This window comes from Pseudomonas sp. GNP013 (assembly GCF_054343995.1).
The window spans coordinates 3,451,048-3,476,726 of record NZ_JBTGUT010000001.1 but is presented as its reverse complement, the minus strand read 5'-3'; the positions used below and the strand labels follow the sequence as shown (position 1 = coordinate 3,476,726).

At 62.3% G+C, this 25,679-nt stretch carries 22 protein-coding genes; 13 read left to right on the top strand and 9 right to left on the bottom strand.

All coding sequences use genetic code 11. The annotated features are described in order from the left end of the window. Window positions 1-109 precede the first annotated feature (109 nt). A complete protein-coding gene (locus ACXX81_RS15110; protein ID WP_209980329.1) occupies window positions 110-934 on the bottom strand; it encodes an aspartyl/asparaginyl beta-hydroxylase domain-containing protein in 825 nt (274 codons plus the stop codon). A gap of 316 nt (window positions 935-1,250) precedes the next feature. Here ACXX81_RS15110 and fabV point away from each other — a divergent pair, with 316 nt between their 5' ends. Then, entirely contained in the window at window positions 1,251-2,444 is a 1,194-nt protein-coding gene (gene fabV / locus ACXX81_RS15105) for an enoyl-ACP reductase FabV (RefSeq protein WP_209980331.1), read from the top strand. Window positions 2,445-2,655: 211 nt separating this feature from the next. Next, window positions 2,656-3,279 (top strand): HAD family hydrolase, encoded by a 624-nt coding sequence (locus ACXX81_RS15100; protein ID WP_458571972.1) that lies wholly within the window; start codon window positions 2,656-2,658, stop codon window positions 3,277-3,279. Here the strand turns inward: ACXX81_RS15100 and ACXX81_RS15095 are convergent. Beyond that, complete coding sequence (locus tag ACXX81_RS15095; protein WP_458571971.1) at window positions 3,276-4,181, bottom strand: LysR family transcriptional regulator; 906 nt, start codon at window positions 4,179-4,181, stop codon at window positions 3,276-3,278. The genes ACXX81_RS15100 and ACXX81_RS15095 overlap by 4 nt on opposite strands. Before the next feature lie 104 nt (window positions 4,182-4,285). Between ACXX81_RS15095 and ACXX81_RS15090 the strand changes: the two genes are divergently transcribed. Next, on the top strand, window positions 4,286-5,455 hold the full coding sequence (locus ACXX81_RS15090) for an aspartate aminotransferase family protein (RefSeq protein ID WP_458571970.1): 1,170 nt from the start codon (window positions 4,286-4,288) through the stop codon (window positions 5,453-5,455). Window positions 5,456-5,516: 61 nt separating this feature from the next. On the opposite strand, the gene punR is transcribed toward ACXX81_RS15090, so the two are convergent. Further along, complete coding sequence (gene punR, locus ACXX81_RS15085) at window positions 5,517-6,431, bottom strand: DNA-binding transcriptional activator PunR (protein WP_458571969.1); 915 nt, start codon at window positions 6,429-6,431, stop codon at window positions 5,517-5,519. A 123-nt stretch (window positions 6,432-6,554) separates the two neighbouring features. Between punR and punC the strand changes: the two genes are divergently transcribed. Continuing rightward, window positions 6,555-7,745: a purine nucleoside transporter PunC gene (punC, locus tag ACXX81_RS15080; protein ID WP_458571968.1), complete on the top strand. Its 1,191-nt coding sequence runs from the start codon at window positions 6,555-6,557 to the stop codon at window positions 7,743-7,745. 77 nt (window positions 7,746-7,822) lie between these two features. Further along, on the top strand, window positions 7,823-9,325 hold the full coding sequence (locus tag ACXX81_RS15075; protein ID WP_458571967.1) for a nucleobase:cation symporter-2 family protein: 1,503 nt from the start codon (window positions 7,823-7,825) through the stop codon (window positions 9,323-9,325). 39 nt (window positions 9,326-9,364) lie between these two features. On the opposite strand, the gene ACXX81_RS15070 is transcribed toward ACXX81_RS15075, so the two are convergent. Together ACXX81_RS15070 and ACXX81_RS15065 are read right to left on the bottom strand one after the other, a co-directional pair. After that, on the bottom strand, window positions 9,365-10,297 hold the full coding sequence (locus ACXX81_RS15070; protein ID WP_458571966.1) for a proline iminopeptidase-family hydrolase: 933 nt from the start codon (window positions 10,295-10,297) through the stop codon (window positions 9,365-9,367). 92 nt (window positions 10,298-10,389) lie between these two features. Beyond that, window positions 10,390-11,154 carry a LuxR family transcriptional regulator gene (locus ACXX81_RS15065; protein ID WP_458571965.1) on the bottom strand — a complete coding sequence of 255 codons (765 nt, stop codon included), beginning with the start codon at window positions 11,152-11,154 and terminating at the stop codon, window positions 10,390-10,392. Between the two features lie 183 nt (window positions 11,155-11,337). On the opposite strand from ACXX81_RS15065, the gene ACXX81_RS15060 reads away from it, so the two are divergent. From ACXX81_RS15060 to ACXX81_RS15035, 6 genes are read left to right on the top strand one after another with little or no spacing between them, the layout of a single operon-like run. Beyond that, the gene (locus tag ACXX81_RS15060) at window positions 11,338-12,225 is read left to right on the top strand and encodes a proline iminopeptidase-family hydrolase (RefSeq protein WP_209980349.1); all 888 of its coding nucleotides are present in this window, start codon (window positions 11,338-11,340) and stop codon (window positions 12,223-12,225) included. Window positions 12,226-12,228: 3 nt separating this feature from the next. Beyond that, window positions 12,229-13,176 (top strand): ABC transporter permease, encoded by a 948-nt coding sequence (locus ACXX81_RS15055; RefSeq protein ID WP_003235320.1) that lies wholly within the window; start codon window positions 12,229-12,231, stop codon window positions 13,174-13,176. Beyond that, the gene (locus tag ACXX81_RS15050; protein ID WP_209980350.1) at window positions 13,173-14,030 is read left to right on the top strand and encodes an ABC transporter permease; all 858 of its coding nucleotides are present in this window, start codon (window positions 13,173-13,175) and stop codon (window positions 14,028-14,030) included. Before ACXX81_RS15055 ends, ACXX81_RS15050 begins: the two co-directional genes overlap by 4 nt. Continuing rightward, window positions 14,027-14,983 carry an ABC transporter ATP-binding protein gene (locus ACXX81_RS15045; protein WP_209980352.1) on the top strand — a complete coding sequence of 319 codons (957 nt, stop codon included), beginning with the start codon at window positions 14,027-14,029 and terminating at the stop codon, window positions 14,981-14,983. The genes ACXX81_RS15050 and ACXX81_RS15045 overlap by 4 nt, the downstream gene beginning before the upstream one ends. Next, a complete protein-coding gene (locus tag ACXX81_RS15040; RefSeq protein WP_458571964.1) occupies window positions 14,980-15,951 on the top strand; it encodes an ABC transporter ATP-binding protein in 972 nt (323 codons plus the stop codon). The genes ACXX81_RS15045 and ACXX81_RS15040 overlap by 4 nt, the downstream gene beginning before the upstream one ends. A 35-nt stretch (window positions 15,952-15,986) precedes the next feature. Further along, window positions 15,987-17,501 carry an ABC transporter substrate-binding protein gene (locus ACXX81_RS15035; protein WP_231423150.1) on the top strand — a complete coding sequence of 505 codons (1,515 nt, stop codon included), beginning with the start codon at window positions 15,987-15,989 and terminating at the stop codon, window positions 17,499-17,501. Between the two features lie 183 nt (window positions 17,502-17,684). Here the strand turns inward: ACXX81_RS15035 and ACXX81_RS15030 are convergent, their stop codons facing one another. From ACXX81_RS15030 to ACXX81_RS15015, 4 genes are all read right to left on the bottom strand, one after another. Continuing rightward, the gene (locus ACXX81_RS15030; RefSeq protein WP_209980357.1) at window positions 17,685-18,425 is read right to left on the bottom strand and encodes a YciK family oxidoreductase; all 741 of its coding nucleotides are present in this window, start codon (window positions 18,423-18,425) and stop codon (window positions 17,685-17,687) included. A 160-nt stretch (window positions 18,426-18,585) separates the two neighbouring features. Further along, complete coding sequence (mupP, locus tag ACXX81_RS15025; RefSeq protein WP_209980359.1) at window positions 18,586-19,257, bottom strand: N-acetylmuramic acid 6-phosphate phosphatase MupP; 672 nt, start codon at window positions 19,255-19,257, stop codon at window positions 18,586-18,588. 4 nt (window positions 19,258-19,261) lie between these two features. Beyond that, entirely contained in the window at window positions 19,262-19,960 is a 699-nt protein-coding gene (gene ubiG / locus ACXX81_RS15020; protein ID WP_057009609.1) for a bifunctional 2-polyprenyl-6-hydroxyphenol methylase/3-demethylubiquinol 3-O-methyltransferase UbiG, read from the bottom strand. Between the two features lie 62 nt (window positions 19,961-20,022). After that, window positions 20,023-21,354: a TRZ/ATZ family hydrolase gene (locus tag ACXX81_RS15015; RefSeq protein WP_209980361.1), complete on the bottom strand. Its 1,332-nt coding sequence runs from the start codon at window positions 21,352-21,354 to the stop codon at window positions 20,023-20,025. 110 nt (window positions 21,355-21,464) lie between these two features. Here ACXX81_RS15015 and mtnA point away from each other — a divergent pair, with 110 nt between their 5' ends. Beyond that, the gene (gene mtnA / locus ACXX81_RS15010) at window positions 21,465-22,535 is read left to right on the top strand and encodes an S-methyl-5-thioribose-1-phosphate isomerase (RefSeq protein WP_458572596.1); all 1,071 of its coding nucleotides are present in this window, start codon (window positions 21,465-21,467) and stop codon (window positions 22,533-22,535) included. 425 nt (window positions 22,536-22,960) lie between these two features. After that, the gene (gene gyrA / locus ACXX81_RS15005) at window positions 22,961-25,615 is read left to right on the top strand and encodes a DNA gyrase subunit A (protein ID WP_209980365.1); all 2,655 of its coding nucleotides are present in this window, start codon (window positions 22,961-22,963) and stop codon (window positions 25,613-25,615) included. The last annotated feature ends 64 nt before the right edge of the window (window positions 25,616-25,679 follow it).

Sequence of the window (25,679 nt, the reverse complement as noted above, 5' to 3'; positions counted from 1 at the left end):
ATGCGTTGGCTTGAGAAGAGTGGGCGCCGTTGACGGCGCGCGAGCCGAATATTTACCTCAGGCGCAAGGCCGAGCGCAAATACCGTCCACCCCCATCATGCCGCAGAACCTACTGAATCAGCTTCCAGTTTTTGTAGAAAACCCGACGCAGGGTAAAGACCAGGCCGGCAAAACCGGCAATCACGGCATTCAGCACCGAGGGCAGCATTGTCGGCCGCACGATGTCGATAAACAGGCAGTAACGCTTTGCGTCGTTCTTGTTGAAGGAGGCGTGCATCAGCGTGTCATCGAAAATAAACAGCGGGTCGTCGTGCCAGTAGTGTTTGTGTTTGCCGACCTGGATGTACACGCCTTCGTGGTGCGGTGCCGGCGCCATGTTGTAGAGCACGCGAAACATCATGCGCAGCGGGCCGAAGTGAAACGAGGTGGAGCGGTTTTCGTTGAACACCGATACGCCGATGGTCTTCACGAACGGCAGTTTCTTGCGCAGTTGCGGAATATCCAACGTGGTTTCGATCGGACGGCCGTACCACTGGAAAAACAGCATGCCGCGCTTTTTCTCGGCCATGCGCGTATCCAGGTAGCCGATGATTTCGTCCTTGTGGGCCATGGCGTCGTCGATCACCTGTTGCAGGTCCTCGCGCCAGGCCGGCGGCAGATCATGCATCGTATAAACATGGCGATTACGGCGGCTCAGCAGGTCGAGCAGGGTGTTGAACGGTGCCAGCACCCAGGTGTTGCGTCCGTTTCCGATGAAATATTTCTTGATGGTGTCGCGGTCGTACAGGCCGTTGCGCAGGAAGTCGTACACACCGCACACCAGTACCAGCCCAAGGAATACCGCCGAGGTCAGGGGGAACAGACCAATGATCAGCAGGACGCCTGCTACCCAGGCGAGCGACACTGCTCTTTTACGTAAAACCGACTTGCTCATCAAACTCAGCTCCAGCTGGACGCCATTCGACAGGTCCGGATCCATGGCCGCGAGTGGTTGGTTTTGAAACATATTGAAACAATCCGTTCATGATAAAGGCGTTCTACCGTTCGCGGGCGTTTTAAGTAGTGGGAAATTGTGAAGAATGCGCTCAGTTCTAACCCTAGCCGCACTTGGCCCGCTGTGCGGATTGGATTTTGTAAACGGAAGATTTGCGACTATCGTGACGCTTCGGTTTTTTGGGCGTCATAGACCGGTACGATTAAGTTGAATGGCCACCATTGGCCTTCGACACCTTGGAAGAGGCAGAATTTTTATGATCATCAAACCGCGGGTTCGTGGCTTCATCTGTGTGACCGCTCACCCTGTTGGCTGTGAAGCGAATGTCAAAGAGCAGATCGACTACGTGACTCAACATGGCGTCATCGAGGGCGGCCCCAAAAAGGTGCTGGTACTCGGTGCTTCCACTGGCTACGGCCTGGCCGCGCGCATCAGTGCTGCGTTTGGCTGTGGCGCCGACACCCTGGGCGTGTTTTTTGAGAAAGAAGGCGAAGAGGGCAAACTCAGTTCCGCCGGCTGGTACAACAGCGCGGCGTTCGAGAAGTTTGCCGTCGAGAAAGGCCTGTACGCCAAGAGCATCAACGGCGACGCGTTCTCCGACGAGATCAAGCGCCTGACCATCGACACCATCAGGAAAGACCTGGGCAAGATCGACCTCGTGGTCTACAGCCTGGCCGCGCCGCGCCGTACCGACCCGCAGGGCGTGGTGCACACCTCCACCCTCAAACCGATCGGCAAGGCCGTGACCCTGCGCGGCATCAACACCGACAAGGGCGTCGTGGTCGACACCACGCTTGAACCGGCCACCCAGGAAGAAATCGACGGCACCGTGAAAGTCATGGGCGGCGAAGACTGGCAGTTGTGGATCGACGCCCTGCGCGACGCCGACGTACTGGCCGAAGGCGCGAAGACCACAGCGTTCACCTACCTCGGCGAGAAGCTGACCCAGGACATCTACTGGAACGGTTCCATCGGCGAAGCCAAGAAAGACCTGGATAAAAAAGTCCTGACCCTGCGCGACAACCTCGCGGCGCTCAAGGGCGATGCCCGTGTGTCGGTGCTCAAGGCTGTGGTCACCCAGGCCAGCTCGGCGATCCCGATCATGCCGCTGTACCTGTCGCTGCTGTTCAAGGTGATGAAAGAGCAGGGCACCCACGAAGGCTGCATCGAGCAGGTCTATGGCCTGTTCAAGGACAGCCTGTACGGCAACGAGCCCAAGCTGGACGCCGATGGCCGTCTGCGCGCCGACCTGGCCGAGCTGGAACCGAAAGTTCAGGACGCCGTGGCCGCATTGTGGAATCAGGTGACCGACGACAACGTCAACGAGATCAGCGATTTCGCCGGCTACAAGGCTGAGTTCCTGCGCTTGTTCGGTTTTGAGGTCGACGGCGTGGACTACGAGGCCGACGTGAACCCGACCGTGAAGATCAATGGTTTGATCCAGGCCTGAGACACGGTTTAAACAATGTGGGAGGGGGTTTGCTCCCGATAGCGAGGTGTCAGCCACACACGTTGACTGACACTCAGCCATCGGCAGCAGGCCTCCTCCCACAGTTGCTTTGGGTGTTTTTCAGAAGCGTCCTACGTGCTGACGCGCAGCTCCCGCCTGACAAACTCTGCCAGAATCCTTCGGCTATCACGCCATGCCAACGGAGGATCTGATGACGATTCGTGCAGTAGTTTTCGATTTCGGCGGTGTCCTGTTCGACTGGAGCCCGCTGCACCTGTACCGCAAGCTGATTGCCGACGACGATGAACGCCAGTGGTTCCTGGACAACATCTGCACCCAGGCCTGGAACACCGAGCAGGATGCCGGCCGCCCCCTGGCCAAGGCCACCCGCACACTGATCGATCAATACCCGCACCACGACACCCTGATCCGCGCCTACTACGACCGCTGGCCGGAAATGCTGCGTGGCCCATTGCCCGAAGGCGTAGCGATTCTCAAGGCTTTGCACGCCGTCAATATGCCGCTGTTCGGGCTTACCAACTGGTCCGCTGAAACCTTCCCCTACGCCCGCGCCAACTACCCGTTCCTGCAGTGTCTGCGCGATATCGTCGTGTCCGGCGAGTTGAAGCTGATCAAGCCCGATCCCGCGATCTACCACGCCAGCCTCGAACAGGTGCGCGCCCATCTGCCGGATATTCAGGCAGGAGAAGTGGTGTTTATCGATGATGTGGCCGGCAATGTCGAGGCCGCCATCGCTCTGGGCTGGCAGGGCATTCATCATGTGTCAGCCGAGCGCACTGCCGCGCAGTTGCGTGGGTTGGGGGTGGGCTTTTAGCGCGCGAACTGTTCCACCACAAAGTCGACGAACGCGCGCAGCTTCGGCAAACGGTAGCGGTCCTGGCGATACACCAGGTGCATGGGGCGGCTGGGCAGTTGGTAGGTGGGCAGCAAGGCCACCAGCTTGCCGGCCTCCAGGTCCGGCCGCACCAGCGCATCGGGCAACATGACGATGCCCATGCCGTGCACGGCCGCCTGACGCAGGCCTTGTGAGCTGTTGAGGGTCAGTGAGCCCGACACCTCGACCTCGATTTCCCCTTCGGCGCCGGTCATGCGCCAGAGTTTGTCGGCGTTGCGCCAATCGTCAGCGGCGGGGTAGGCGAAGGCGAGGCAGTCGTGTTGCCGCAGGTCTTCGGGTGTCTGCGGGGTGCCCTGGCGTGCCAGGTAATCCGGTGATGCGCACAGGGTGATGGTGTAGTCCTGCAATGGGCGAGCGATCAGGCCGGAGGTTTCCAGTTCGCCCAGGCGGATGGCGACATCGAAGCCGCTGTCGATCAGGTCCATACGCTCGTTGCTGAGCACCACATACAGCTTGATCAGCGGGTAGCGGCGGGAGAACTCACTCAGCGCCGGCGCGAGGCGCTCGGTGCCAAAGGCCGGCGGCGCGGTGATGCGCAAGGTGCCTTTGGGAATCTCGCTGTGCGCCTGTTCGGCCAGGTGCTCGGAGTCGGCCACCCGCCCCAGCACTTCCAGGCAGCGCTGGTAATACTGGCCGCCGAATTCCGTGAGGCTTTGCTTGCGTGTGGTGCGCTTGAGCAGACTCACGCCCAGGCGCTGCTCCAGTGCGCGCAGGTGGTTGCCGACCATGGTGGTCGACAGGCCGCACGCCTGGGCGGCGGCGGTCATGCTGCCGCTTTCGACCACCTTCACGTACACCGACATTGCCTGGAATAAATCCATTATCAAGCCCTGCTTTAAAGTCATTGCACGAAAGCGGAGTTTATCCAGCTGAGGTGGCTAACGATACTTCAAGCCACCCCAACAAGACACTGGAGCCCGCCACCATGACCGCCGCCTGCCTGATGAGCACTTATCAACCCCTGGCCCTGAGCTTCACCCGTGGCCTTGGCACGCGTCTTTGGGACCCGCAGGGCCGTGAGTACCTGGATGCGGTGGCGGGCGTGGCGGTGACCAACGTCGGGCACTCCCATCCCAAACTGGTGAGCGCCATCAGCGAACAGGCAGGACTGTTGTTGCACACTTCCAACCTCTACAGCATCGATTGGCAACAGCGGTTGGCCCGGCGGCTGACGCAGTTGTCCGGCCTGGACCGGGCGTTTTTCAACAACTCGGGCGCCGAGGCCAACGAGACGGCACTCAAGCTTGCCCGCCTGCATGGCTGGAAAAAGGGCATTGAGCAGCCGTTGGTGGTGGTGATGGAAAACGCCTTTCACGGCCGCACCCTCGGCACCATGGCGGCCAGTGACGGGCCTTCGGTGCGCCTGGGGTTTCAGCGTTTGCCGGGAGATTTCATCAAGGTCGGCTTTGGCGACCTGGCCGCCCTGGACACGATCACTGCACAGTGGGGCACGCGTATCGCGGCGGTTTTACTGGAGCCGATCCAGGGCGAAAGCGGTGTGCTGATGGCGCCGCCGGGCTATCTGAAAACCCTGCGCGACCACTGCACACGCCACGGCTGGCTGATGATGCTCGACGAAATTCAGACCGGCATCGGCCGCACCGGCACCTGGTTTGCCTTTGAGCATGAAGGCATCGTGCCTGACGTGATGACCCTGGCCAAAGGCCTCGGCAACGGCGTGCCCATCGGCGCCTGCCTGGCCAAGGCCTCGGTCGCTCAATTGTTCACGCCGGGCAGTCACGGCAGCACCTTTGGTGGCAACCCGCTGGCGTGCCGTGTGGGTTGCACGGTGCTGGACATCATCGAAGAACAAGGTCTGCTGCACAACGCGGCGCGCCAGGGCGAACACCTGCTGGCGCGGTTGCGCATGGAGTTGGACGAGTGCGCGCAGGTGGTGGCGATTCGCGGCAAAGGCTTGATGATTGGTATCGAACTGGCCAGTCCCTATCGTGACCTGGCCCGGCGCGCCGCCCATGAACATGGGCTGCTGATCAACGTGACCCGGGGCAAGATCATCCGTCTGTTGCCTCCGTTGACCTTGGACGGCAAGGAAGTGGAGATGATCGTGCGGGCCATCACCCGGCTGCTGAACTGAAAAAATGCAGTCTCATGGTGGGAGGCAGCAATCCCCCTCCCACAGGGGAACAGCGTGATGCTCAAAGGTCAGCGCCATTGAGCCACTCCTGGTTCAGCGTCTCGGTGTCTCCCAGGTACTCCAGCAACCACGCCATGGCCGGCGACAGTCTGTTCTGCGCCCAGGCCACGCACGACGGGCTGGCGGGGAAGGGCCGGTGCAGTTGCAGCGCCATCAACTCGCCACGCTCGATCCACGGCAACACCTGATGCGCCGGTGCCATGCCGACGCACAGACCGTCGCGCAGGCAGTCGATGGCCGAGGACCAGTTGGGCACCACCAGCCGCCGTTGATTGTCCAGGGTCCAGGTGTCGCGCTTGGGCAGGTTGCGGGAGGTATCGGTCATGCACAGCGAGGCGAACGGGCGCAGTTGATCGTCGCTGAGCAAGCCGTCCAGCGCCGCCAACGGATGCCTGGCGCTGACCACGCACAGCCAGTTCATAAGGCCCATGTCACGAAAGGTGAAATGGCTGGCCACCGGCACCGCACTGGTGGCGCCGATCACGATGTCGGTGCGCTCATCGGCGAGGGCGTCCCACACGCCGTTGTACACCTCGTATTCCAGCAATAACTCCACGTCGGGAAACTGCCGGTAGAAATCCAGCACCAACTGCCGACAGCGCTGCGGTTTGACGATGGAATCCACCGCTACCTTCAACTGACCGCTCCAGCCATTGGCCACCTGCTGGCACAAGCGCCGGGTGCCGAGCATTTTTTTCATCACGCCACGGGCTTCATCAATAAACAGACGGCCGGCGGGTGTCAGTTCCACATCCCGGTGGCGGCGGATGAACAGCGGCACCGCCAGCCATTCTTCGAGCTGCCGCACGGTGTAGCTGATGGCAGACGGCACGCGGTGCAGCTCCTGGGCGGCGGCGCTGAAACTGCCATGACGCGCCACGGCGTCCACCACATCCAGGGAGTATTCGGACCACATGAGCGGATGCCTTCAAATTAGTTGATAGGAATGTCCAATTATTCTCGCTTCACACAGGATCTGTCAGCTTCATAATGGGCGCCAGTCAGCAAATAGTTTGATGGCAAGGTTGAAAAGGCTTCAATGAAAAATTCGTTTGGTTTTATTGGGTATCTGGCGGGGCTGAGCATGCTCGGTTATCTCGCCATGGACATGTACTTGCCGGCGTTCGGCGCCATGGGCGAGCAGTTGCAGATCGGCGCGGGCGCAGTGGGCGCCAGTCTGAGTGTTTTCCTCGCAGGGTTTGCCGTGGGGCAGCTGCTGTGGGGGCCGCTGTCGGACCGCCTGGGGCGCAAGCCGATCCTGCTGACAGGTCTGAGCCTGTTCGTGCTGGGTTGTGCCGGGATGTTTTGGGTCGAGACCGCGCCGCAGTTGCTGGCCTTGCGTTTCATCCAGGCCATTGGCGTGTGTGCCGCCGCCGTGAGCTGGCAAGCGCTGGTGATCGACCGCTACCCGGCCGACAAGGCCCATCGCGTGTTTGCCAGCATCATGCCGCTGATGTCGCTGTCGCCCGCCCTGGCGCCGCTGCTGGGGGCGATGGTGTTGAACCATTTCGGCTGGCAGGCGATTTTCGCGGTATTGCTCGGGGTGTCGCTGTTGTTGCTGCTGCCCACCTTGTTCCTGCGCAGCCCGCCGAAACGCCCTGCAGACAAACCGGCGGTACGCCTCGGCTACGGGCAGTTGCTCAGCTCGCTAGTGTTCACCGGCAATGTGATGATCTTTGCCGCGTGCTCCGCGAGTTTCTTTGCCTGGCTTACCGCTTCGCCGTTCATTCTCGGGGGCATGGGCTACAGCCCCAGCGATATTGGCCTGAGCTATGGGGTGCCGACGCTGGCCTTCCTGATCGGTGGCTACAGTTGCCGCAGTGCCCTGCAACGCTTCGAGGGCAAGGCGCTGCTGCCGTGGCTGCTGGTGGCGTACTGCATCAGCATGGTGGCGCTTTATCTGGTCGCGACCTTTACCGTGCCGACCCTCACCACCTTGCTGATTCCCTTTTGCCTCATGGCGTTGGTCAACGGTGCGAGCTACCCCATCGTGGTGGCGAACGCGCTGATGCCGTTCGCGGAAAATTCCGGCAAGGCGGCGGCGCTGCAAAACACGTTGCAGCTGGGCCTGTGTTTTTTCGGCAGCCTGCTGGTGTCGTCGCTGCTCGACCAGCCGCTGATGATCACCGTGAGCGTGATGCTGGCAACCGCGCCGTTGGCGGTGTTGGGTTATTGGCTGGCGCGGCCGAGAGCTGAGTGCAGCATGCTGGCGAGTGACATGTCCGGTTGATTGTATACAACTCTATGGACATATAGTCTTTACATTGCATACAGTGGTCTCACAACAAAAACAGAGACCCTCTCACCATGACTACCCCGAAGACATCACCGCAGCGGCCAGAAGATGAGAATCTGGGCGTCGCCGCCAACCTGGCGTACGGCCTGCAGCATGTGTTGACCATGTACGGCGGCATCGTTGCCGTGCCGCTGATCGTTGGCCAGGCGGCCGGCTTGGCGCCGGCGGAGGTCGGCCTGTTGATCGCCGCATCGCTGTTTGCCGGTGGCTTGGCGACCCTGTTGCAGACCCTGGGTGTGCCGTTTTTCGGCTGCCAGTTGCCACTGGTGCAGGGCGTGTCGTTCGCGGGCGTGGCAACCATGGTGGCGATTATCGGCAACGACGGCCCGGCGGGGCTGCCGGCGGTGCTCGGAGCGGTGATGGCCGCGTCGCTTATCGGCTTGTTGATCACCCCGGTGTTCTCGCGGATCACGCGTTTTTTTCCGCCGCTGGTGACCGGCATCGTGATCACCACCATCGGCCTGACCCTGATGCCCGTGGCCGCGCGCTGGGCCATGGGCGGCAACAGCCAGGCGGCAGACTTCGGCAGCGTGCCGAATATCGGCCTGGCTGCGCTGACGCTGGTATTGGTGCTGTTGCTGAGCAAGATCGGCAGCGCGGCCATCTCACGGTTGTCGATCCTGCTGGCGATGGTCATCGGCACCGTGATTGCGGTGCTGCTCGGCATGGCGGATTTTTCCGGTGTGACCCAGGGGCCGATGTTCGGTTTTCCTGCCCCGTTGCACTTCGGTATGCCCACCTTTCAGGTGGCCGCGATCCTTTCCATGTGCATCGTGGTGATGGTGACGCTGGTGGAAACCTCGGCGGACATCCTTGCGGTGGGTGAGATCATCGACACCCGGGTCGACTCCAAACGCCTGGGCAATGGCCTGCGTGCCGACATGCTGTCGAGCCTGTTCGCGCCGATCTTCGGCTCGTTCACCCAAAGCGCGTTCGCCCAGAACGTGGGTCTGGTGGCCGTTACCGGGGTGAAGAGCCGCTTTGTGGTGGCGACGGGCGGGGCGTTCCTGGTGATCCTCGGCCTGCTGCCGTTCATGGGCCGGGTGATTGCCGCCGTGCCCACGTCGGTGCTGGGCGGCGCGGGCATCGTGTTGTTTGGCACTGTGGCGGCCAGCGGTATTCGCACGCTGTCGAAGGTGGATTACCGCAACAACATGAACCTGATCATCGTCGCCACTTCCATCGGTTTTGGCATGATTCCGATTGCCGCGCCGAGCTTCTATGACCAGTTCCCCGGCTGGTTCGCGACTATTTTTCATTCAGGGATAAGTTCGTCTGCGATCATGGCGATTGTGCTGAACCTGGCGTTCAATCACTTCACCGCCGGCAACTCGGACCAGCAGTCTGTATTCGTGGCCGGCACCGAGCGCAGGCTGTGTTTTCACGATGTGGCGGCGTTGCGTGATGGCGATTATTTCCGCGGCGGCAAGCTGTTTGATGCCGAGGGGAAGGAGGTTCCGTTGTTGGCCGACATTCCAGGGAAAACAGCGAAACCTGAAATCACTGAGGTCTGAATGTGAGAGGGGGATTGCCCCACCCCTCGCATCACCTGTTCAACCGGCCTTGAGTTCAGCGTGCCGCACCGAACACACCTCATCCAGAAACTTCACCACCGTGCCCATGCACGCCTGGCGTTCTTCCACATGGGGCATGTGGCTGGAGTCTTCAAACAGTGCCCAGCGCACATCGGCGATCTCATCCAGGAACGGCTTGACCACCAGCGGCGTGGCCTCATCGTGCCGCCCGGAGATCACCAGTGTCGGCACGTTGATCGCCGACAGCCGGCCGATCACGTTCCAGTCCTTCAAGCTGCCGATCACGTGGAACTCGGTCGGTCCGCTCATGGCGTGGTACACCGTCGGGTCGGCGTCGACCTGGGCGAAGGTGCGCGCCACTTCTTCGGGCCACGGGTTGACGCGGCACACGTGCTGGTCATAGAAAATTCGCGAGGCGGCGAGGTATTCCGGGTCCTGGTAGGTGCCGGCTGCTTCGTGCTTGAGCAGGGTTTCATCGACACCTTCGGGCAACAGTTTGCGCAGCCGGTTGGCTTCGCTGACCCAGGTGCGCATGCAGGTGGGCGAGTTGGCCGGGATGAATGCGCGCAAGCCTTTGGGTTGCGCAATGGCGTGCTCGCTGCCGAGCATGCCGCCCCAGGATTGCCCGAGGATTGCGTAGTCATTGCTGATTTGCAGGTGGTCCAGCAGGTTGTTCAACTCATCGAGGAACAGGCTGACGGTCCAGAAGGAGGGGGGCTTGTCGGGCAGGTGGGTGGAGCGGCCATTGCCCAGTTGATCGTAGTGGATCACCGCGTGGCCGCTGGCGGCAACGTCCTTGAACGCGTCGACGTAATCATGGGTGCAACCGGGGCCGCCATGAAGGATGACCAGCGGCGTACGCCCGTTGCTCAGGTCGCCGGTGACGCGGTACCAGGTCTGGTAGGCGCCGAAGGCCGCGTAGCCTTCGCGGATTTTGTCGATGAATTCCATTTCGTACCCTGCTCTGAAAAAATGATCAGGGCTACGATAATTGGCCTGGGCGATTCCGGTAACTAGCAAAACAGCTAGGTTTTGCCGAGCGGTCAATCTTCCAGCAAACGGTAATGGCTGGCACGCACCACCGCCTGCACGCGATTCCTGGCCCCCAGCTTGTGCATCGCCGAGGCCAGGTGCAAGGTGACCACCGCCAGTGAGCGGCTCAACTGCGCAGCGATTTCGGCGGCGGTCATGCCCTCGGCGGCCCATTTGAGGCACTCGCGCTCGCGTTTGGTCAGGTGAACATGCGGGTAGGTGCGCAGCTCTTTGCTGAACAGCGGGTAGGCCGCTTCCTGCAAGGCGTGGGTAATCAGGCTGAAGTCCGGCAGCGTGTGCCGGGCATCCTGCAGCACCGCGCCGGCGCTGCCGGTGCGCAGGCCGGTCAGTGAAGCGAAGCCGCCGCGCGGCAAGTGGATAGGCACGCTGACGCCGCAGGTCAGTCGCTGGTCGTGCAGGTAAGAGGACACCGGGGCGTGGCAGGGGTCGATGATGGTTTGCAGCGCGGTTTCGGCCTTGGCCTCGTAGGACCACACGAACGGCGACACCGTGCGCAGGGCCAGGTGCTGCACCGGATCGATCTGGTAGAACCCTTCGCTGCACCACAAGGCGTGCCAGTCGGGCGGGGTGTTGCGCAGTTCCAGCACCGAGGGGGTGATCAGGCTGCCGTCGTGGTCGATCGGCACCGGGGTGTAGTCGTAGACCAGCGCATCGAAACCCAACTGCTGGGCAAGAACAAACGTATTGTCCATCTGCTCATCCAGGCTCCTGCCCGGCATCAGACGATTGTTGATGGCAGTTAGCTTGGCCAGCATCCGTTCTGCTCCCGAATTCATTTGAATCTCGACTTGCGGCAAGTAGAATGCCACGCCCCGGCGAAGGACTGCCAGACCAAACCTATAAGAAATACTAGGTTATGGACACGCGGCATCCTCGGTAGTGTTGGCCTGATCAGCGGCCACTGCCAGCCAGGCCGATACCACACAAGGAATGTACGCATGTGGCGTGAAATTGCCCCCGACCAGCAGTACAACGTGCAAGTCGACGGCCACAACCTCGTGGTCTACAGCTTTGGCGAAGGCGATGAGGTGTTGCTGTGCCTCAACGGCGGCCCGGGCCTGCCGTGTGACTACTTGCGCGACGCCCATGGCTGGCTCAAGGACCATAACCTGCGAGTGGTTGCATTCGACCAGCTTGGCACGGGCGCTTCTGCCAGACCCACCGACGTCTCCTTGTGGGAAATCGGCCGTTATGTCGAGGAAGTCGAAACCGTACGCCACACCCTTGGCCTGGGCCGCGTGCACTTGCTTGGCCATTCCTGGGGCGGCTGGCTCGGCATCGAATACGCCATTCATTACCCGCACGCGTTGAAAAGCCTGATCCTGGAAAATACCGTCGGCGATATCCCGCACCTGTCCCAGGAACTGCAACGGCTGCGCGGCGCCCTCGGCAGCGAGACCGTGGCGATGATGCAGCGCCACGAAGCCATGGGCACCCTCGACCACCCGCAATACCAGGCGGCAATCACCTTGCTCAACTATCGCCATGTGTGCCGCCTAGACGAGTGGCCGGAACCGGTCAAACGCTCCCTTGGCGACTGGAACATGGGGCCTTACGAAACCATGCAGGGCCCCAACGAATTCCTCTATATCGGCAACCTCAAGGACTGGAACCGCCTTGAGGAGATGGCCGCCTTCAGCATGCCGATCCTGATCACCACCGGCCAGCACGACGAACTCACGCCGGCCTGCGCACTGCGCATGAAACTGGCGGCCCGGCACGCCGAATTGCATGTGTTCCCCAACAGCAGCCATATGCCGTTCTACGAAGAATCCCAGGCGTATTTTCCGGTGCTGCTGGACTTTCTCGCGCGTCATCGAGGCTGACGAATGAACCTTGCGCGCTACCGTTTCGTGCTGTCCCGGCCGCTGCAATTGCTGCCGGTGCTGTTTGGCATCAGCCTGATCACCTTTGTGCTGGTGCGCTCGATCCCCGGCGACCCGGCGCGGGCCTTGCTCGGCTCGCGCAGCACGCCGGATGCGTTGCTGAAGATTCGCGCGCAGTTCGGCCTCGACCAGCCGCTGTGGCTGCAATATTTCTACTTCCTGAAAAACCTGCTCAAGGGCGACCTCGGCCAGTCGCTGCTGTACAAGGTCGATGCCCTGAAGCTGATCGTGACCCGCATCGAACCGACCCTGGTGCTGGTGCTCGGCAGCGTGCTGCTGGCGCTGCTGATCGCGGTGCCGCTGGCCACGGTGGCGGCGCGTCGCAAAGGTGGCTGGGCGGACAACCTGATCCGCGTGTTCACCACGCTGGGCCTGGGCATGCCGGCGTTCTGGCTGGGCCTGATGCTGATTCTTGTGCTGAGCGTGCAATGGGGGCTGTTCCCGGTGTCCGGTTACGGCCGTACCTGGCTGGACAAGGCGCACCACATGGTGCTGCCGTGCCTGACCATTGCCCTGGCGCTCTCGGCGGTGCTGGTGCGCAACCTGCGGGCGAGCATGTTGATGGAGTTGCAGGCCGACCATGTCACCGCCGCCCGGGCCCGTGGGCTGTCGGAAGCGGCGGTGTTTCGCCGGCATGTGCTGCCCAATTCCCTGGTGCCGGCGGTCAACCTGCTGGCGGTGAATATCGGCTGGTTGATCAGTGGCACGGTGGTTATCGAAAGCCTGTTCGCCATTCCCGGCATCGGCCAGTTGCTGGTACGCGGCATTTTTACCCGCGATTACATGGTGGTGCAGGGCGTGGCGATGGTGCTGGCGTGTGCGACGGTGCTGGTCAACTTCATCGCGGACATAGTGACCGTGACCCTCGACCCACGGGTGAAGATGCAATGAGCAGCGCCCCGATGATTGCGCCATGGCGCCTGCGCCTGCGGCTGGGCTTTCGCAATGGCCGGCTGACCGCCGCGTGGGGGCTTTTGGTATTGCTGGTGTGGCTGGCTCTGGCGCTGTTTGCGCCCTGGGTCGCGCCCTATGACCCGATTGCGCAGAACACCGAATTCAGCCTGCTGGCGCCGAGCCTGGCGCACCCGTTCGGCACCGACAACTATGGGCGCGACATTCTGTCCCGGGTGATATGGGGCGCGCGGATTGACCTGCAACTGGCCATTGTCGGCGTGATCTTCCCGTTCATGATCGGCACCTTCGTCGGCGCAGTGTCCGGCTATATCGGCGGGCGCTTCGACAGCGTCTGCATGCGCGTGATCGACGTGATCCTGGCGTTTCCGTTTCTGGTGTTGATGCTGGCGATCATGGCCATCCTCGGCCCGGGCCTGAAAAGTTTTTATATCGCCATGGCGCTGGTGGGCTGGGTGTCATACGCGCGGCTGATCCGCTCGCAGATTCTGGTGCTCAAGGAAAGCGAGTTTGCCCTGGCTGCCAGAAGCCTGGGCTTTGGTCATGGGCGCATCCTGTTCCGGCATTTGCTGCCCAACGCGATGTTTGGCTCGATTGTGTTTTCCATGTCGGATGCGGTGCTGGTGCTGCTCAACGGCGCTGCCGTGAGTTACCTGGGCCTGGGCGTGCAGCCGCCGACGGCCGAGTGGGGCACCATGGTGGCGGAAGGGCAGGCATTCATCACCACGGCCTGGTGGATCTGCACCTTTCCAGGGCTGGCCATCGTGACCCTGGCCATGGGCTTCAGCCTGCTGGCCGACGGCGTGGCGCAGGTATTGGGAGACCGCACATGAGCCTGCTGCAGGTGCGCGACCTCAGCGTGATCGCCAACAACGCCGGGCGCGATGTCACGCTGGTCGACCGCGTGTCCTTCGACCTGGCCGAAGGCGAAATCCTCGGCCTGGTGGGCGAGAGCGGCTCGGGCAAGACCATGGCCTGTCGCGGCTTGATGCGCCTGCTGCCATCGCCGAACCTGCGGGTACAAGGCGGCGCCGTGCGGCTGGCCGGCCAGGACCTGTTGCAGCTTGACGATGCCGGCATGCGCGCGGTGCGTGGTGGACAACTGGGCATGATCTTCCAGAACCCCAGCAGTCACCTCGACCCGTTGATGCGCATCGGCGAGCAGATCGCCGAAGGCATCCGCCTGCATCAAGGGGCATCGAAAAAGGAGGCGCGCCTTCAGGCCATCGAGGTGTTGCGCCAGGTGGGCATTCCCGACCCGCAGGCGCGGGTCGACAACTTTCCCCATGAGTTTTCCGGCGGCATGCGCCAGCGCGCAATGATCGCCGTGGCCCTGGGCTGCAACCCGAAGGTGCTGATCGCCGACGAGCCGACCACGGCGCTCGACGTGACGGTACAGGCGCAGATCCTGCGCCTGTTGCTGGACCTGCGTGACACGCGCGGCCTGTCGCTCATCATGATCACCCACGACCTCGGCGTGGTGGCGCAGACCTGTGACTCCATCGCCGTGATGTATGCCGGTCGCCTGTGCGAACACGGCAGCAAGTACGCGCTGCTGGCCCGTCCGCAGCATCCGTACACCGCCGGCCTGATCGACTGCCAGCCCGCCCACAGCAGTGGTCACGCGTTGCTGCGCACCATCCCCGGCCAGCCGCCGTTGCTGGATGCGCTGCCGTCCGGTTGCCGTTTCAACCCACGCTGCCCGCAGGTGGGCGCGTTATGCACCGAGGTGCTGCCCGAGGGCGCGCGGGTGGCGTGCCACTATCCACTGGGAGAGCACCCATGAGCCTGCTGCAGATCAAGGACCTGGAGGTGAAGTTTGCCGCGTCCGGCGCAGGCTTGTTCGGCTTGAACACGCAGTGGGTGAGGGCGGTGAACGGGGTGTCGCTGAACCTGGAGGCCGGGCAAACCCTCGGTCTGGTGGGCGAGTCCGGCAGCGGCAAAAGCACCCTGGGCCGCGCGATTTTGCACCTCAACCCCATCAGTGGTGGTCAGGTGCTGTTCGATGGCATCGACATGGCCCACGGCAGCGCCATCGACATCGCCCGCCTGCGCCATGAAACCGCGATGATCTTCCAGGACCCGTACGCGGCGTTGAACCCGCGCCACACCATCGGCGAAACCCTCGCCGAAGTGTTGCGGGTGCAGCGCAAAGTCGCGCCGCAGCAGATCCCGGCGCGTGTGAATGAATTGCTCGATCTGGTCGGCCTGCGCCCCGAGCTGGCGTCACGCAAGCCTGGCTCCCTCAGCGGCGGCCAGTGCCAGCGCGTCGGCATCGCCCGCGCGCTGGCGGTGGAGCCGCGCCTGATCATTGCCGACGAGTGTGTGGCGGCGCTGGATGTGTCGATCCAGGGCCAGATCATCAACCTGCTGCTGGAACTGCAGCAGCGCATGAACCTGGCGATTCTGTTTATCGCCCACGACCTCGCCATCGTGCGCCGTCTGTGCGACCGCGTGGCGGTGATGTACCTGGGCAAAATCGTGGAGGAAGGACCGGTGGAAGCAGTGTTCACCGCGCCCCGTCATCCGTACACGGCGGCGCTGATCCAGGCGATCCCGGAGATCGATCCTCATCGGCCGTTACCTGCCGAGCCGCTGCCGGGCGAGCCACCCAGCCCGCTGAACCTGCCCGACGGCTGCGCGTTTCACCCGCGTTGCCGGCATGCGCGGGCCATGTGTTCCGTGGTGTTGCCGCCGACCCATTTCCTGCACGAGCATCGGTACAGTTGCGTGCTTGAAGAACCTTTGCTTTGACCCACCCCTGCCATTCATAGACAAGGAGTTATGACATGCAATCACGCCACTTGAAGTTGCTTGCTGCCGCCACATTGACCGCCTGGTCCCTCACCGCCGGGCTCGCCCAGGCCGCCGGGGTGCTGACCATCGGCTGCCGCGAGGACAGCACCACGTTCGACCCGATCAAGAGTGCACAGAACCGCGACACCTGGGTGTTCGCCAACGTTTATGACACCCTGGTGCGGGTGGATAACCTGGGCACCAAAATGGAACCTGGCCTGGCCGAAAGCTGGGAGATTTCCAGGGATGGCCTGACCTACACCTTCAAGCTGCGTGACGCGAAATTCTCCGACGGCTCGGCAATCACCGCTGCCGACGCAGCGTTCAGCCTGCTGCGCATCCGTGACAACAAAGCCTCGCTGTGGGCCGACCCGTTCAACCTGATCAACACTGCCAAGGCCGCCGACGCGAAAACCCTGGTCGTCACCCTGAAGACCCCGGCCGTGGCCTTCCTCTCGCAGCTGGCGTCGCCAACCGTTTCGATCCTGTCGGAAAAAGCCATGACCGAGATGGGCGAAGACGCCTACTCGGAAAACCCGGTGACCTCCGGCGCGTTCACCGTGGAGGAGTGGCGCAAGGGCGACCGTGTGATCCTGAAAAAGAACCCGAACTTCTGGCAGGCCAAAAACGTCAGCCTCGATGGCGTGGAATGGGTGTCGGTGACCGACGACAACACGCGCATGCGCATGGTGCAGAACAACGAGCTGGACACGGCGATCTTCGTCCCGTTTTCACGGGTTGAAGAGCTGAAGAAAGACAGCAACGTAGTGATCCACGCCGACCCGTCCACCCGTGAGGATCACCTGCTGATCAACCACGCCCACGGTCTGCTGGCCAAACAGCAAGTCCGTGAAGCGCTGGACATGGCCATCGACAAGCAGTCGCTGGTGAAGGCCGCCACCTACGGTCAGGGCACCGTGGCCTATTCCTACATTCCCAAAGGTTCGCTGTACCACTACGCCGACAACCTGCAACGCCCGTACGACCCGACCGCTGCCAAAAAGCTGCTGGAAGCGGCCGGTGCCAAGGACTTGAAGCTCAACTACGTGGTCAACGCCGGCAACGAAGCCGACGAGCAGATTGCGGTGATCATCAAGGACCAGTTGGCCAAAGTCGGTGTAACGGCCAACCTGCAGAAGGTCGACCCGACCCAGAGCTGGCAGATGCTGGTGGACGGTGAATACGATATTTCGGTGATGTACTGGACCAACGACATCCTCGACCCGGACCAGAAGACCACGTTCGTGCTGGGCCACGACACCAACCAGAACTACATGACCCGCTACAAGAACGACAAGGTCAGGGAACTGGTAGCCGCCGCGCGGATCGAGGCTGACCCGGTCAAGCGCGGGCAGATGTATGTCGAGTTGCAAAAGTTGGCTAAACAGGATGTGAACTGGATCGATCTGTATTACAGCCCGTACATCAATATCTCGCGCAAGAACGTGAGCAACTTCCTGCAAAATCCTCTGGGCCGCTTCACCCTCGAAGAGGTGGTGAAGAACTGACCTTGCAAACCCGATTTGAGAGGGCACCTGTGGCGAGCGGGCTTGCCCCGCGTTGGGCTGCGAAGCGGCCCCAAAACCCGCCACCGTGTACTCTCGTTGAGATCGCGGTGACTTTACTGGGGCCGCTTCGCGGCCCAACGCGGGGCAAGCCCGCTCGCCACAAAGCCCCCTCCCAAACTGGGATTACTGCGCGTCGAATGCCTGCCCACTTACCCCGGCACTGTCCGGGCCCATCAGGTACAGGTACACCGGCATGATCTCTTCCGGTGCCGGCCTGTCCATCGGGTTTTCCCCGGGATACGCCTGGGCGCGCATGCTGGTGCGCGTGCCGCCCGGGTTGATGCTGTTGGCGCGTACCGCCGCCACGTCTTCCAGTTCATCGGCCAGGGTTTGCATCAAGCCTTCGGTGGCGAACTTCGACACCCCATAGGCGCCCCAATAGGCCCGGCCCTTGCGTCCAACGCTGCTGGAGGTGAACACCACCGACGCATCCTGGGACAGCTTGAGCAGCGGCAGCAGGGCGCGGGTCAGCATGAACATCGCGTTGACGTTCACCTGCATCACCTGCATGAAGTGTTCGCCGGACAACTGCTCGAGCGGCGTGCGCGGGCCGATGATGGAGGCGTTGTGCAACAAACCGTCGAGGCGGCCGAAGGCCTTTTCGATCATCACGGCCAGCTCATCGTATTGATGGGGCAGGGCGGTCTCCAGGTTGAACGGAATCACCACCGGTTGTGGCTGGCCAGCGGCTTCGATGTGGTCATACACCTCGGCCAGGTTGGCTTCGGTCTTGCCCAGCAGCAGCACGGTAGCGCCATGGGCCGCATAGGTTTTCGCCGCTGCAGCGCCGATCCCGCGACCGGCACCGGTTACCAGGATCACCCGGCCTTTGAGCAGTTCCGGGCGTGCTGAGTAATCAAACATAAACAACCTCGACGTTGAAAACACTGACGATCCCTTGTGGGAGGGGGCTTGCTCCCGATGGCGGCGGATCAGTCAGCGCCTGTGTTGAATGACACACTGCGATCGGGAGCAAGCCCCCTCCCACAGGGGATGTTCATGGGGCAACAAGACCTTGCAACGCTCAGCAACTGCACAGTGCGTTATCCAGCACCTTGCGCAGTTCCAGCGGGTGGTCCACCACCACATCGGCGCCCCAGTGACGCGGGTTGTCGTCCGGGTGAATGTAGCCGTAGGTGACCGCAGCGGTACGCGTGCCGGCATCACGGCCGGATTCGATATCGCGCAGGTCATCGCCCACGAACAGCACGCTGGCCGGGTCGAGGTTGAGCATTTTGCACGCCAGGATCAGCGGCTCCGGGTCCGGTTTGCTGTTTTTCACGTGGTCCGGGCAGATCAGCAAGGCCGAGCGCTCGGCCAGCCCCAGTTGCTGCATGATCGGCTCGGCGAAGCGCAGCGGCTTGTTGGTGACCACGCCCCAGATCAGTTTGGACTTCTCGATGTCCTGCAGCAGCTGCTCCATGCCGTCGAACAACGTGCTGTGGATGGCGCAGCCCTTGAGGTAGCGCTCGAGGAATTCCTGGCGCAGGTCTTCAAAGCCTGGAGATTCCGGGTCCATCGAGAAGGTCACCGCGACCATCGCCCGTGCGCCGCCGGAGATTTCATCACGCACATGCTCGGGGTTGATCGGCGCCAGGCCGCGGTCGGCGCGCATGGCCTGGCAGATGGCGATAAAGTCCGGCGCGGTGTCCAGCAGGGTACCGTCCATATCGAAGAGAACCGCTCGCAGCTTCACAGGCTCACTCCTCGCGCAGGGTCTGGATCATGTAGTTGACGTCAACGTCGTTGGCCAGCTTGTAGTGCTTGGTCAGCGGGTTGTAGGTCAGGCCGATGATGTCCTTGACGGTCAGGCCGGCCTGACGGCTCCAGGCGCCCAGTTCGCTCGGGCGGATGAATTTCTTGAAGTCATGGGTGCCGCGCGGCAGCAGCTTCATGATGTATTCGGCGCCGATGATCGCGAACAGGTAAGCCTTGGGGTTGCGGTTGATGGTGGAGAAGAACACCTGGCCGCCGGGCTTGACCATGCGGAAACAGGCGCGGATCACCGACGACGGGTCCGGCACGTGCTCCAGCATCTCAAGGCAGGTGACCACGTCGAATTGCTCGGGCATCTCTTCGGCCAATGCTTCGGCGGTGATCTGGCGGTATTCGACGCTGACGCCCGACTCCAGCTGGTGCAGCTGGGCCACGGCCAGCGGCGCTTCGCCCATGTCGATGCCGGTCACGGTGGCGCCGCGCAGGGCCATGGCTTCACTGAGAATGCCGCCGCCGCAGCCCACGTCCAGCACCTTCTTGCCGGCCAGGTTGACGCGTTCATCAATCCAGTTGACCCGCAGCGGGTTGATGTCGTGCAGGGGTTTGAATTCGCTTTCGCGGTCCCACCAGCGATGGGCCAGGGCTTCGAATTTGGCGATTTCGGCGTGGTCGACGTTGCTCATGGTCAATCCTCTGAATCTGATAATCGGTTGGTCGGTGCTGGACGTACGGCCCAGCCCCTTCGTTATTCGTTATGCCCGCTGATGCGTTGGCCCCAGGCGATGGCCTTGGCGGTCAACTGTTGTTCATCCATGCGGGTCAGTTGCCGGTTGTCGAGCAACTGCTTGCCGGCGACCCACAGGTGTTTCACGCACTCGCGCCCGGTGGCATAGATAAGTTGTGAGACCGGGTCAAAGATCGGTTGTTGCGCCAGGCCTGAAAGATCGAAGGCGACCATGTCGGCGGCCTTGCCCACTTCCAGTGAGCCGATCTGGCTTTCCAGGCCCATGGCCCGCGCGCCGTTGAGGGTGGCCATGCGCAAGGCGCGGTGGGCGTCCAGTGCGGTGGCCGAGCCGGCCACGGCTTTGGCCAGCAGCGCGGCGGTGCGGGTTTCGCCGAGCAGGTCCAGGTCATTGTTGCTGGCCGCGCCGTCGGTGCCGATGGCCACATTGACCCCGGCCTGCCACAGGCGCTCCACCGGGCAAAAGCCGCTGGCCAGTTTCAGGTTGGATTCGGGGCAATGGATGAGGCTGGTGTTGCTCTCGACCAGCAAGGCTAGGTCGTCCTCGCTGATCTGCGTCATGTGCACGGCCTGGAAGCGCGGGCCAAGCAAACCCAGGCGGCCCAGGCGCGCCAATGGCCGCTCGCCGGTCTGTTCGACGGCCTGCTGCACCTCGAAGGCGGTTTCGTGCACGTGCATCTGGATGACGGCGTCGAGCTCTTCGGCGATGACCCGGACCTTTTCCAGGTTGGCGTCGCACACCGTGTAGGGGGCGTGGGGGCCAAAGGCGATCTTGATGCGTGGGTGGTGCTTGAGGTCGCCGAACAGTTCGATGCCCTGGCGGATCGCCTCGTCGGCGCTGCTGGCGCCGGGGATTGGGAAGTCGAGGATCGGGATCGCGATTTGCGCGCGCATGCCACTGTTGTGTACGCAATCGCTGGCGACCTTGGGGTGGAAGTACATGTCGGCAAAGCAGGTGATGCCGCCCATGAGCTGCTCGGCGATCGCCAGATCGGTGCCGTCGCGTACGAAGGCTTCATCGACCCACTTGGCCTCGGCGGGCCAGATGTGTTTTTCCAGCCAGGTCATCAGCGGCAGGTCGTCGGCCAGGCCGCGAAACAGGCTCATCGCCGCGTGCCCGTGGGCGTTGATCAGGCCGGGACTGAGCAGCATGCCCGGCAGCTCGCGCACTTCGTTGGCCGCCAGCTTCAACGCGGCCGCCCGTGGCCCGATAAACGCAATGCAGCCATCGCGAATGCCCAGCGCATGTTCCTTGAGTACCACACCGGCGGGTTCGACAGGTACCAGCCAGGTCGGCAGCAGCAATAAGTCGAGCGGGGCGGCAGTGGCGGTCATCGCAGGCTTCTTCCCTGGCAGCTATAAAAAGAAGGGCGAAGTATACCCGAGCGTCCTGGCTGGCGGATCGCTATAATCGGCGGCTTTTGTTCATGAGTGCGGGGTTAGGCATGCGCGACCGACTGTTGGCTGCGGAGAAAGTGAAGGCCATCGAGTGGCGGGATGGCGCACTGTACCTGCTCGATCAGCGTACCTTGCCGGCCCGCCAGAGCTGGGTGGCCTGCTCGACAGCGGAGGAAGTGGCCACGGCCATTCGCGCGAGGGTGGTGCGCGGGGCATCGGCCATCGGCATCAGCGCCGCCTACGGTCTGGTGCTGGCCGCCCGCGCGCGTATCACCGAAGGCGATGACTGGCAGGCGGCGTGGGAGGAAGACTACGCGCTGCTGGCCGATACCCGTCCGACCGCCGCCAATTTGTTCTGGGCACTCAAGCGCATGCGCGACCGCCTGGACCGCCTCAAGAAGCACGCCGACCCCCTGGCGGCGCTGGAAGCCGAAGCGATCACGATCCATGAGAGCGACCGCGAAGCCAATGTCGTCATGGCCCAATTGGGCATGGAGCGGATTCGCAAGCATCAGGGCAATGTCCAGGCGATCCTCACCCATGGCAACGCTGGCGCCCTGGCGACGGGCGGCGTCGGCACGGCACTCGGTGTGATTCGCGCGGCCTTTTTGGAGGGCCTGGTCGAGCAGGTTTATGCCAACGAGACCCGCCCCTGGCTGCAAGGCTCGCGACTGACCGCCTGGGAGCTGGCGGGCGACGGGGTCCCGGTCACGGTGAATGCCGACTCTGCCGGCGCACATATCCTCAAGACCAAGGGCGTGACCTGGGTGGTCGTCGGCGCCGACTGCATTGCGGCCAATGGTGATGTGATCAGCACCATTGGCACCTACCAGTTGGCCGTGTGCGCCATGCACCATGGCGTGCGCTTTATGGTGGTGGCGCCGAGTTCGACGGTCGACTTGATGATGGCCACCGGTGAGGAGGTGACGCTGGAAGAGCGCGATGTCGAGGAGTTGCTGGACATTGGCGGCCAGCGTCTGGAGGTGCCGGCGTTGAATCCGGCGTTCGACGTGACGCCGGCTGACCTGATTGATGTGATCGTCACTGAAAAAGGTGTTGTGGAGCGGCCGGATACCGCCAAGCTGGCCAGGTTGATGTGCCGCAAGCGATTGCATTAAAGGCTGCGGTGTCTGTGTCATTGCTATCGGGGGCAAGCCCCCTGCCACATGTTTGACTGTGTTCACCCTTCAAGTGTGGGAGGGGGCTTGCCCCCGATTGGCCCTCAAAGTCAATAAAACTCCCGGATTCACCCTCAAAAAACACCACCACCCCACCTCTGAGCCCCTCTCGTCCCCCTCAAGCCTGTCACCGGTCAAATTACTGGCCTCCATGCGCATGAGGGGGATAGGTGCGTGGCGGCGATTGTGATAACATCCGGCGGTTTCCAGGGCCACCCAAAGGGGTTGCCTGTAACGTGCAGATCCGTGTCATAACTCGTTGATTTGTCGTAAGTCGTTGTCAGGCACCCTGCCGGCAGCGGCGAGCTTCGTTCATCCCGAATGGATGTGACGAGGTTTCACCCGAAAAAGGAATCAGGCTTCTCATGGGCGAACTGGCCAAAGAAATCCTCCCGGTCAATATCGAAGACGAGCTGAAACAGTCCTACCTTGACTACGCAATGAGCGTAATCGTGGGTCGGGCACTGCCTGATGCGCGCGATGGCTTGAAGCCCGTGCACCGGCGTGTGCTGTTCGCGATGAGCGAGCTGGGTAACGACTGGAACAAGCCGTACAAGAAATCTGCCCGTGTTGTCGGTGACGTGATCGGTAAGTATCACCCGCACGGCGACACTGCGGTGTACGACACCATTGTTCGGATGGCCCAGCCATTTTCCCTGCGCTACCTGCTGGTAGACGGCCAGGGCAACTTCGGTTCGGTCGACGGCGACAACGCCGCGGCCATGCGATACACCGAAGTGCGCATGACCAAGCTGGCGCACGAGTTGCTGGCCGACCTGCACAAGGAAACCGTGGACTGGGTGCCGAACTACGACGGCACCGAAATGATCCCGGCCGTCATGCCGACCCGTATTCCCAACCTGCTGGTCAACGGTTCCAGCGGTATTGCCGTGGGCATGGCCACCAACATTCCGCCGCACAACCTCGGTGAAGTCATCGACGGTTGCCTGGCCCTCATCGACAACCCCGAGCTGACCGTCGATGAGCTGATGCAATACATTCCCGGTCCGGACTTCCCGACCGCCGCGATCATCAACGGTCGTGCCGGCATCATCGAAGCCTATCGCACCGGTCGCGGCCGCATTTACATGCGCGCCCGCTCGATCATCGAAGACATCGACAAGGTCGGTGGCCGCCAGCAGATCGTTATCACCGAACTGCCGTACCAGCTCAACAAGGCGCGTCTGATCGAGAAGATCGCCGAGCTGGTTAAAGAGAAGAAACTGGAAGGCATCACCGAGCTGCGCGACGAGTCCGACAAAGACGGTATGCGCGTGGTGATCGAGCTGCGTCGTGGCGAAGTGCCTGAGGTGATCCTCAACAACCTCTACGCCCAGACCCAGCTGCAAAGCGTGTTTGGTATCAACGTGGTTGCACTGATCGACGGCCGCCCACGCATCCTGAACCTCAAGGATTTGTTGGAAGCCTTCGTGCGTCACCGTCGCGAAGTGGTCACCCGCCGTACCGTGTTCGAACTGCGCAAGGCCCGCGAGCGCGGCCACATCCTGGAAGGCCAGGCGGTTGCGCTGTCGAACATCGACCCGGTCATCGCGCTGATCAAGGCTTCGCCGACGCCGTCGGAAGCCAAGGAAGCGCTGATCAAGATGCCGTGGGAATCCAGCGCCGTTGTGGCAATGGTTGAGCGCGCCGGTGCCGACTCCTGTCGTCCGGAGACCCTGGATCCGCAATACGGTCTGCGTGATGGCAAGTACTTCCTGTCGCCGGAACAGGCCCAGGCCATCCTGGAACTGCGTCTGCACCGTCTGACCGGCCTGGAACACGAGAAACTGCTGGCCGAGTACCAGGAGATTCTCAACCAGATCGGCGAGCTGATCCGCATCCTCAACAGCGCCGTGCGCTTGATGGAAGTGATCCGCGAAGAGCTGGAAGTGATCCGCGCCGAATACGGTGACGTGCGCCGCACCGAAATCCTCGATGCCCGCCTCGACCTGACCCTGGGCGACATGATTCCGGAAGAAGACCGCGTGGTGACCATCTCCCACGGCGGCTATGCCAAGACCCAGCCGCTGGCGGCGTACCAGGCCCAGCGTCGTGGCGGTAAAGGCAAATCGGCTACCGGCGTGAAGGATGAGGACTACATCGCTCACCTGCTGGTCGCCAACAGTCACACCACGCTGCTGCTGTTCTCCAGCAAGGGCAAGGTGTACTGGCTCAAAACCTACGAAATCCCCGAGGCGTCCCGCGCCGCCCGTGGTCGTCCGCTGGTCAACCTGCTGCCCCTGGACAGTGATGAATACATCACCACCATGCTGCCGGTCGACGAGTACACCGAAGGTCACTTCATCTTCATGGCGACTGCCAAAGGCACCGTCAAGAAGACCCCGCTGGAATCCTTCAGCCGTCAGCGCAGCGTGGGCCTGATCGCCCTGGAGCTGGATGAAGGTGACGTATTGATCTCGGCCGCCATTACCGATGGCGCGCGTGAAGTGATGCTGTTCTCCGATGGCGGCAAGGTCACGCGCTTCAAGGAATCCGACGTGCGTGCCATGGGCCGTACGGCCCGTGGTGTACGCGGCATGCGTCTGCCGGAAGGGCAGAAGCTGATTTCGATGCTGATCCCGGAAGAAGGCAGCCAGATCCTCACCGCTTCGGCGCGTGGTTACGGCAAGCGCACAGCCATCAGCGAGTTCCCCGAGTACAAGCGTGGCGGCCAGGGCGTGATCGCCATGGTCAGCAACGACCGCAACGGCCGTCTGGTCGGCGCGGTGCAGGTGCTCGACGGCGAGGAAATCATGCTGATTTCCGATCAGGGCACGCTGGTGCGTACCCGTGTGGCCGAAGTCTCGAGCCTGGGCCGTAACACTCAGGGCGTGACCCTGATCAAGCTGGCCAAGGACGAGAAGCTGGTAGGCCTTGAGCGTGTGCAGGAGCCTTCGGAAATTGAAGGTGAAGAGCTGGAAGGCGAAGAATTTGACGGTGAGGTGATCGCAACCGGCGATGACAACATCGACGAGCCAACCCTCGATGCTGCCGCAGACGAAGAAGAACCGCAGGAATAAGCGGACACACAGGGGGCGGATGAAGATTCGCCCCCTTGTTGTTTGTGTCCCCTTTGAAATACCT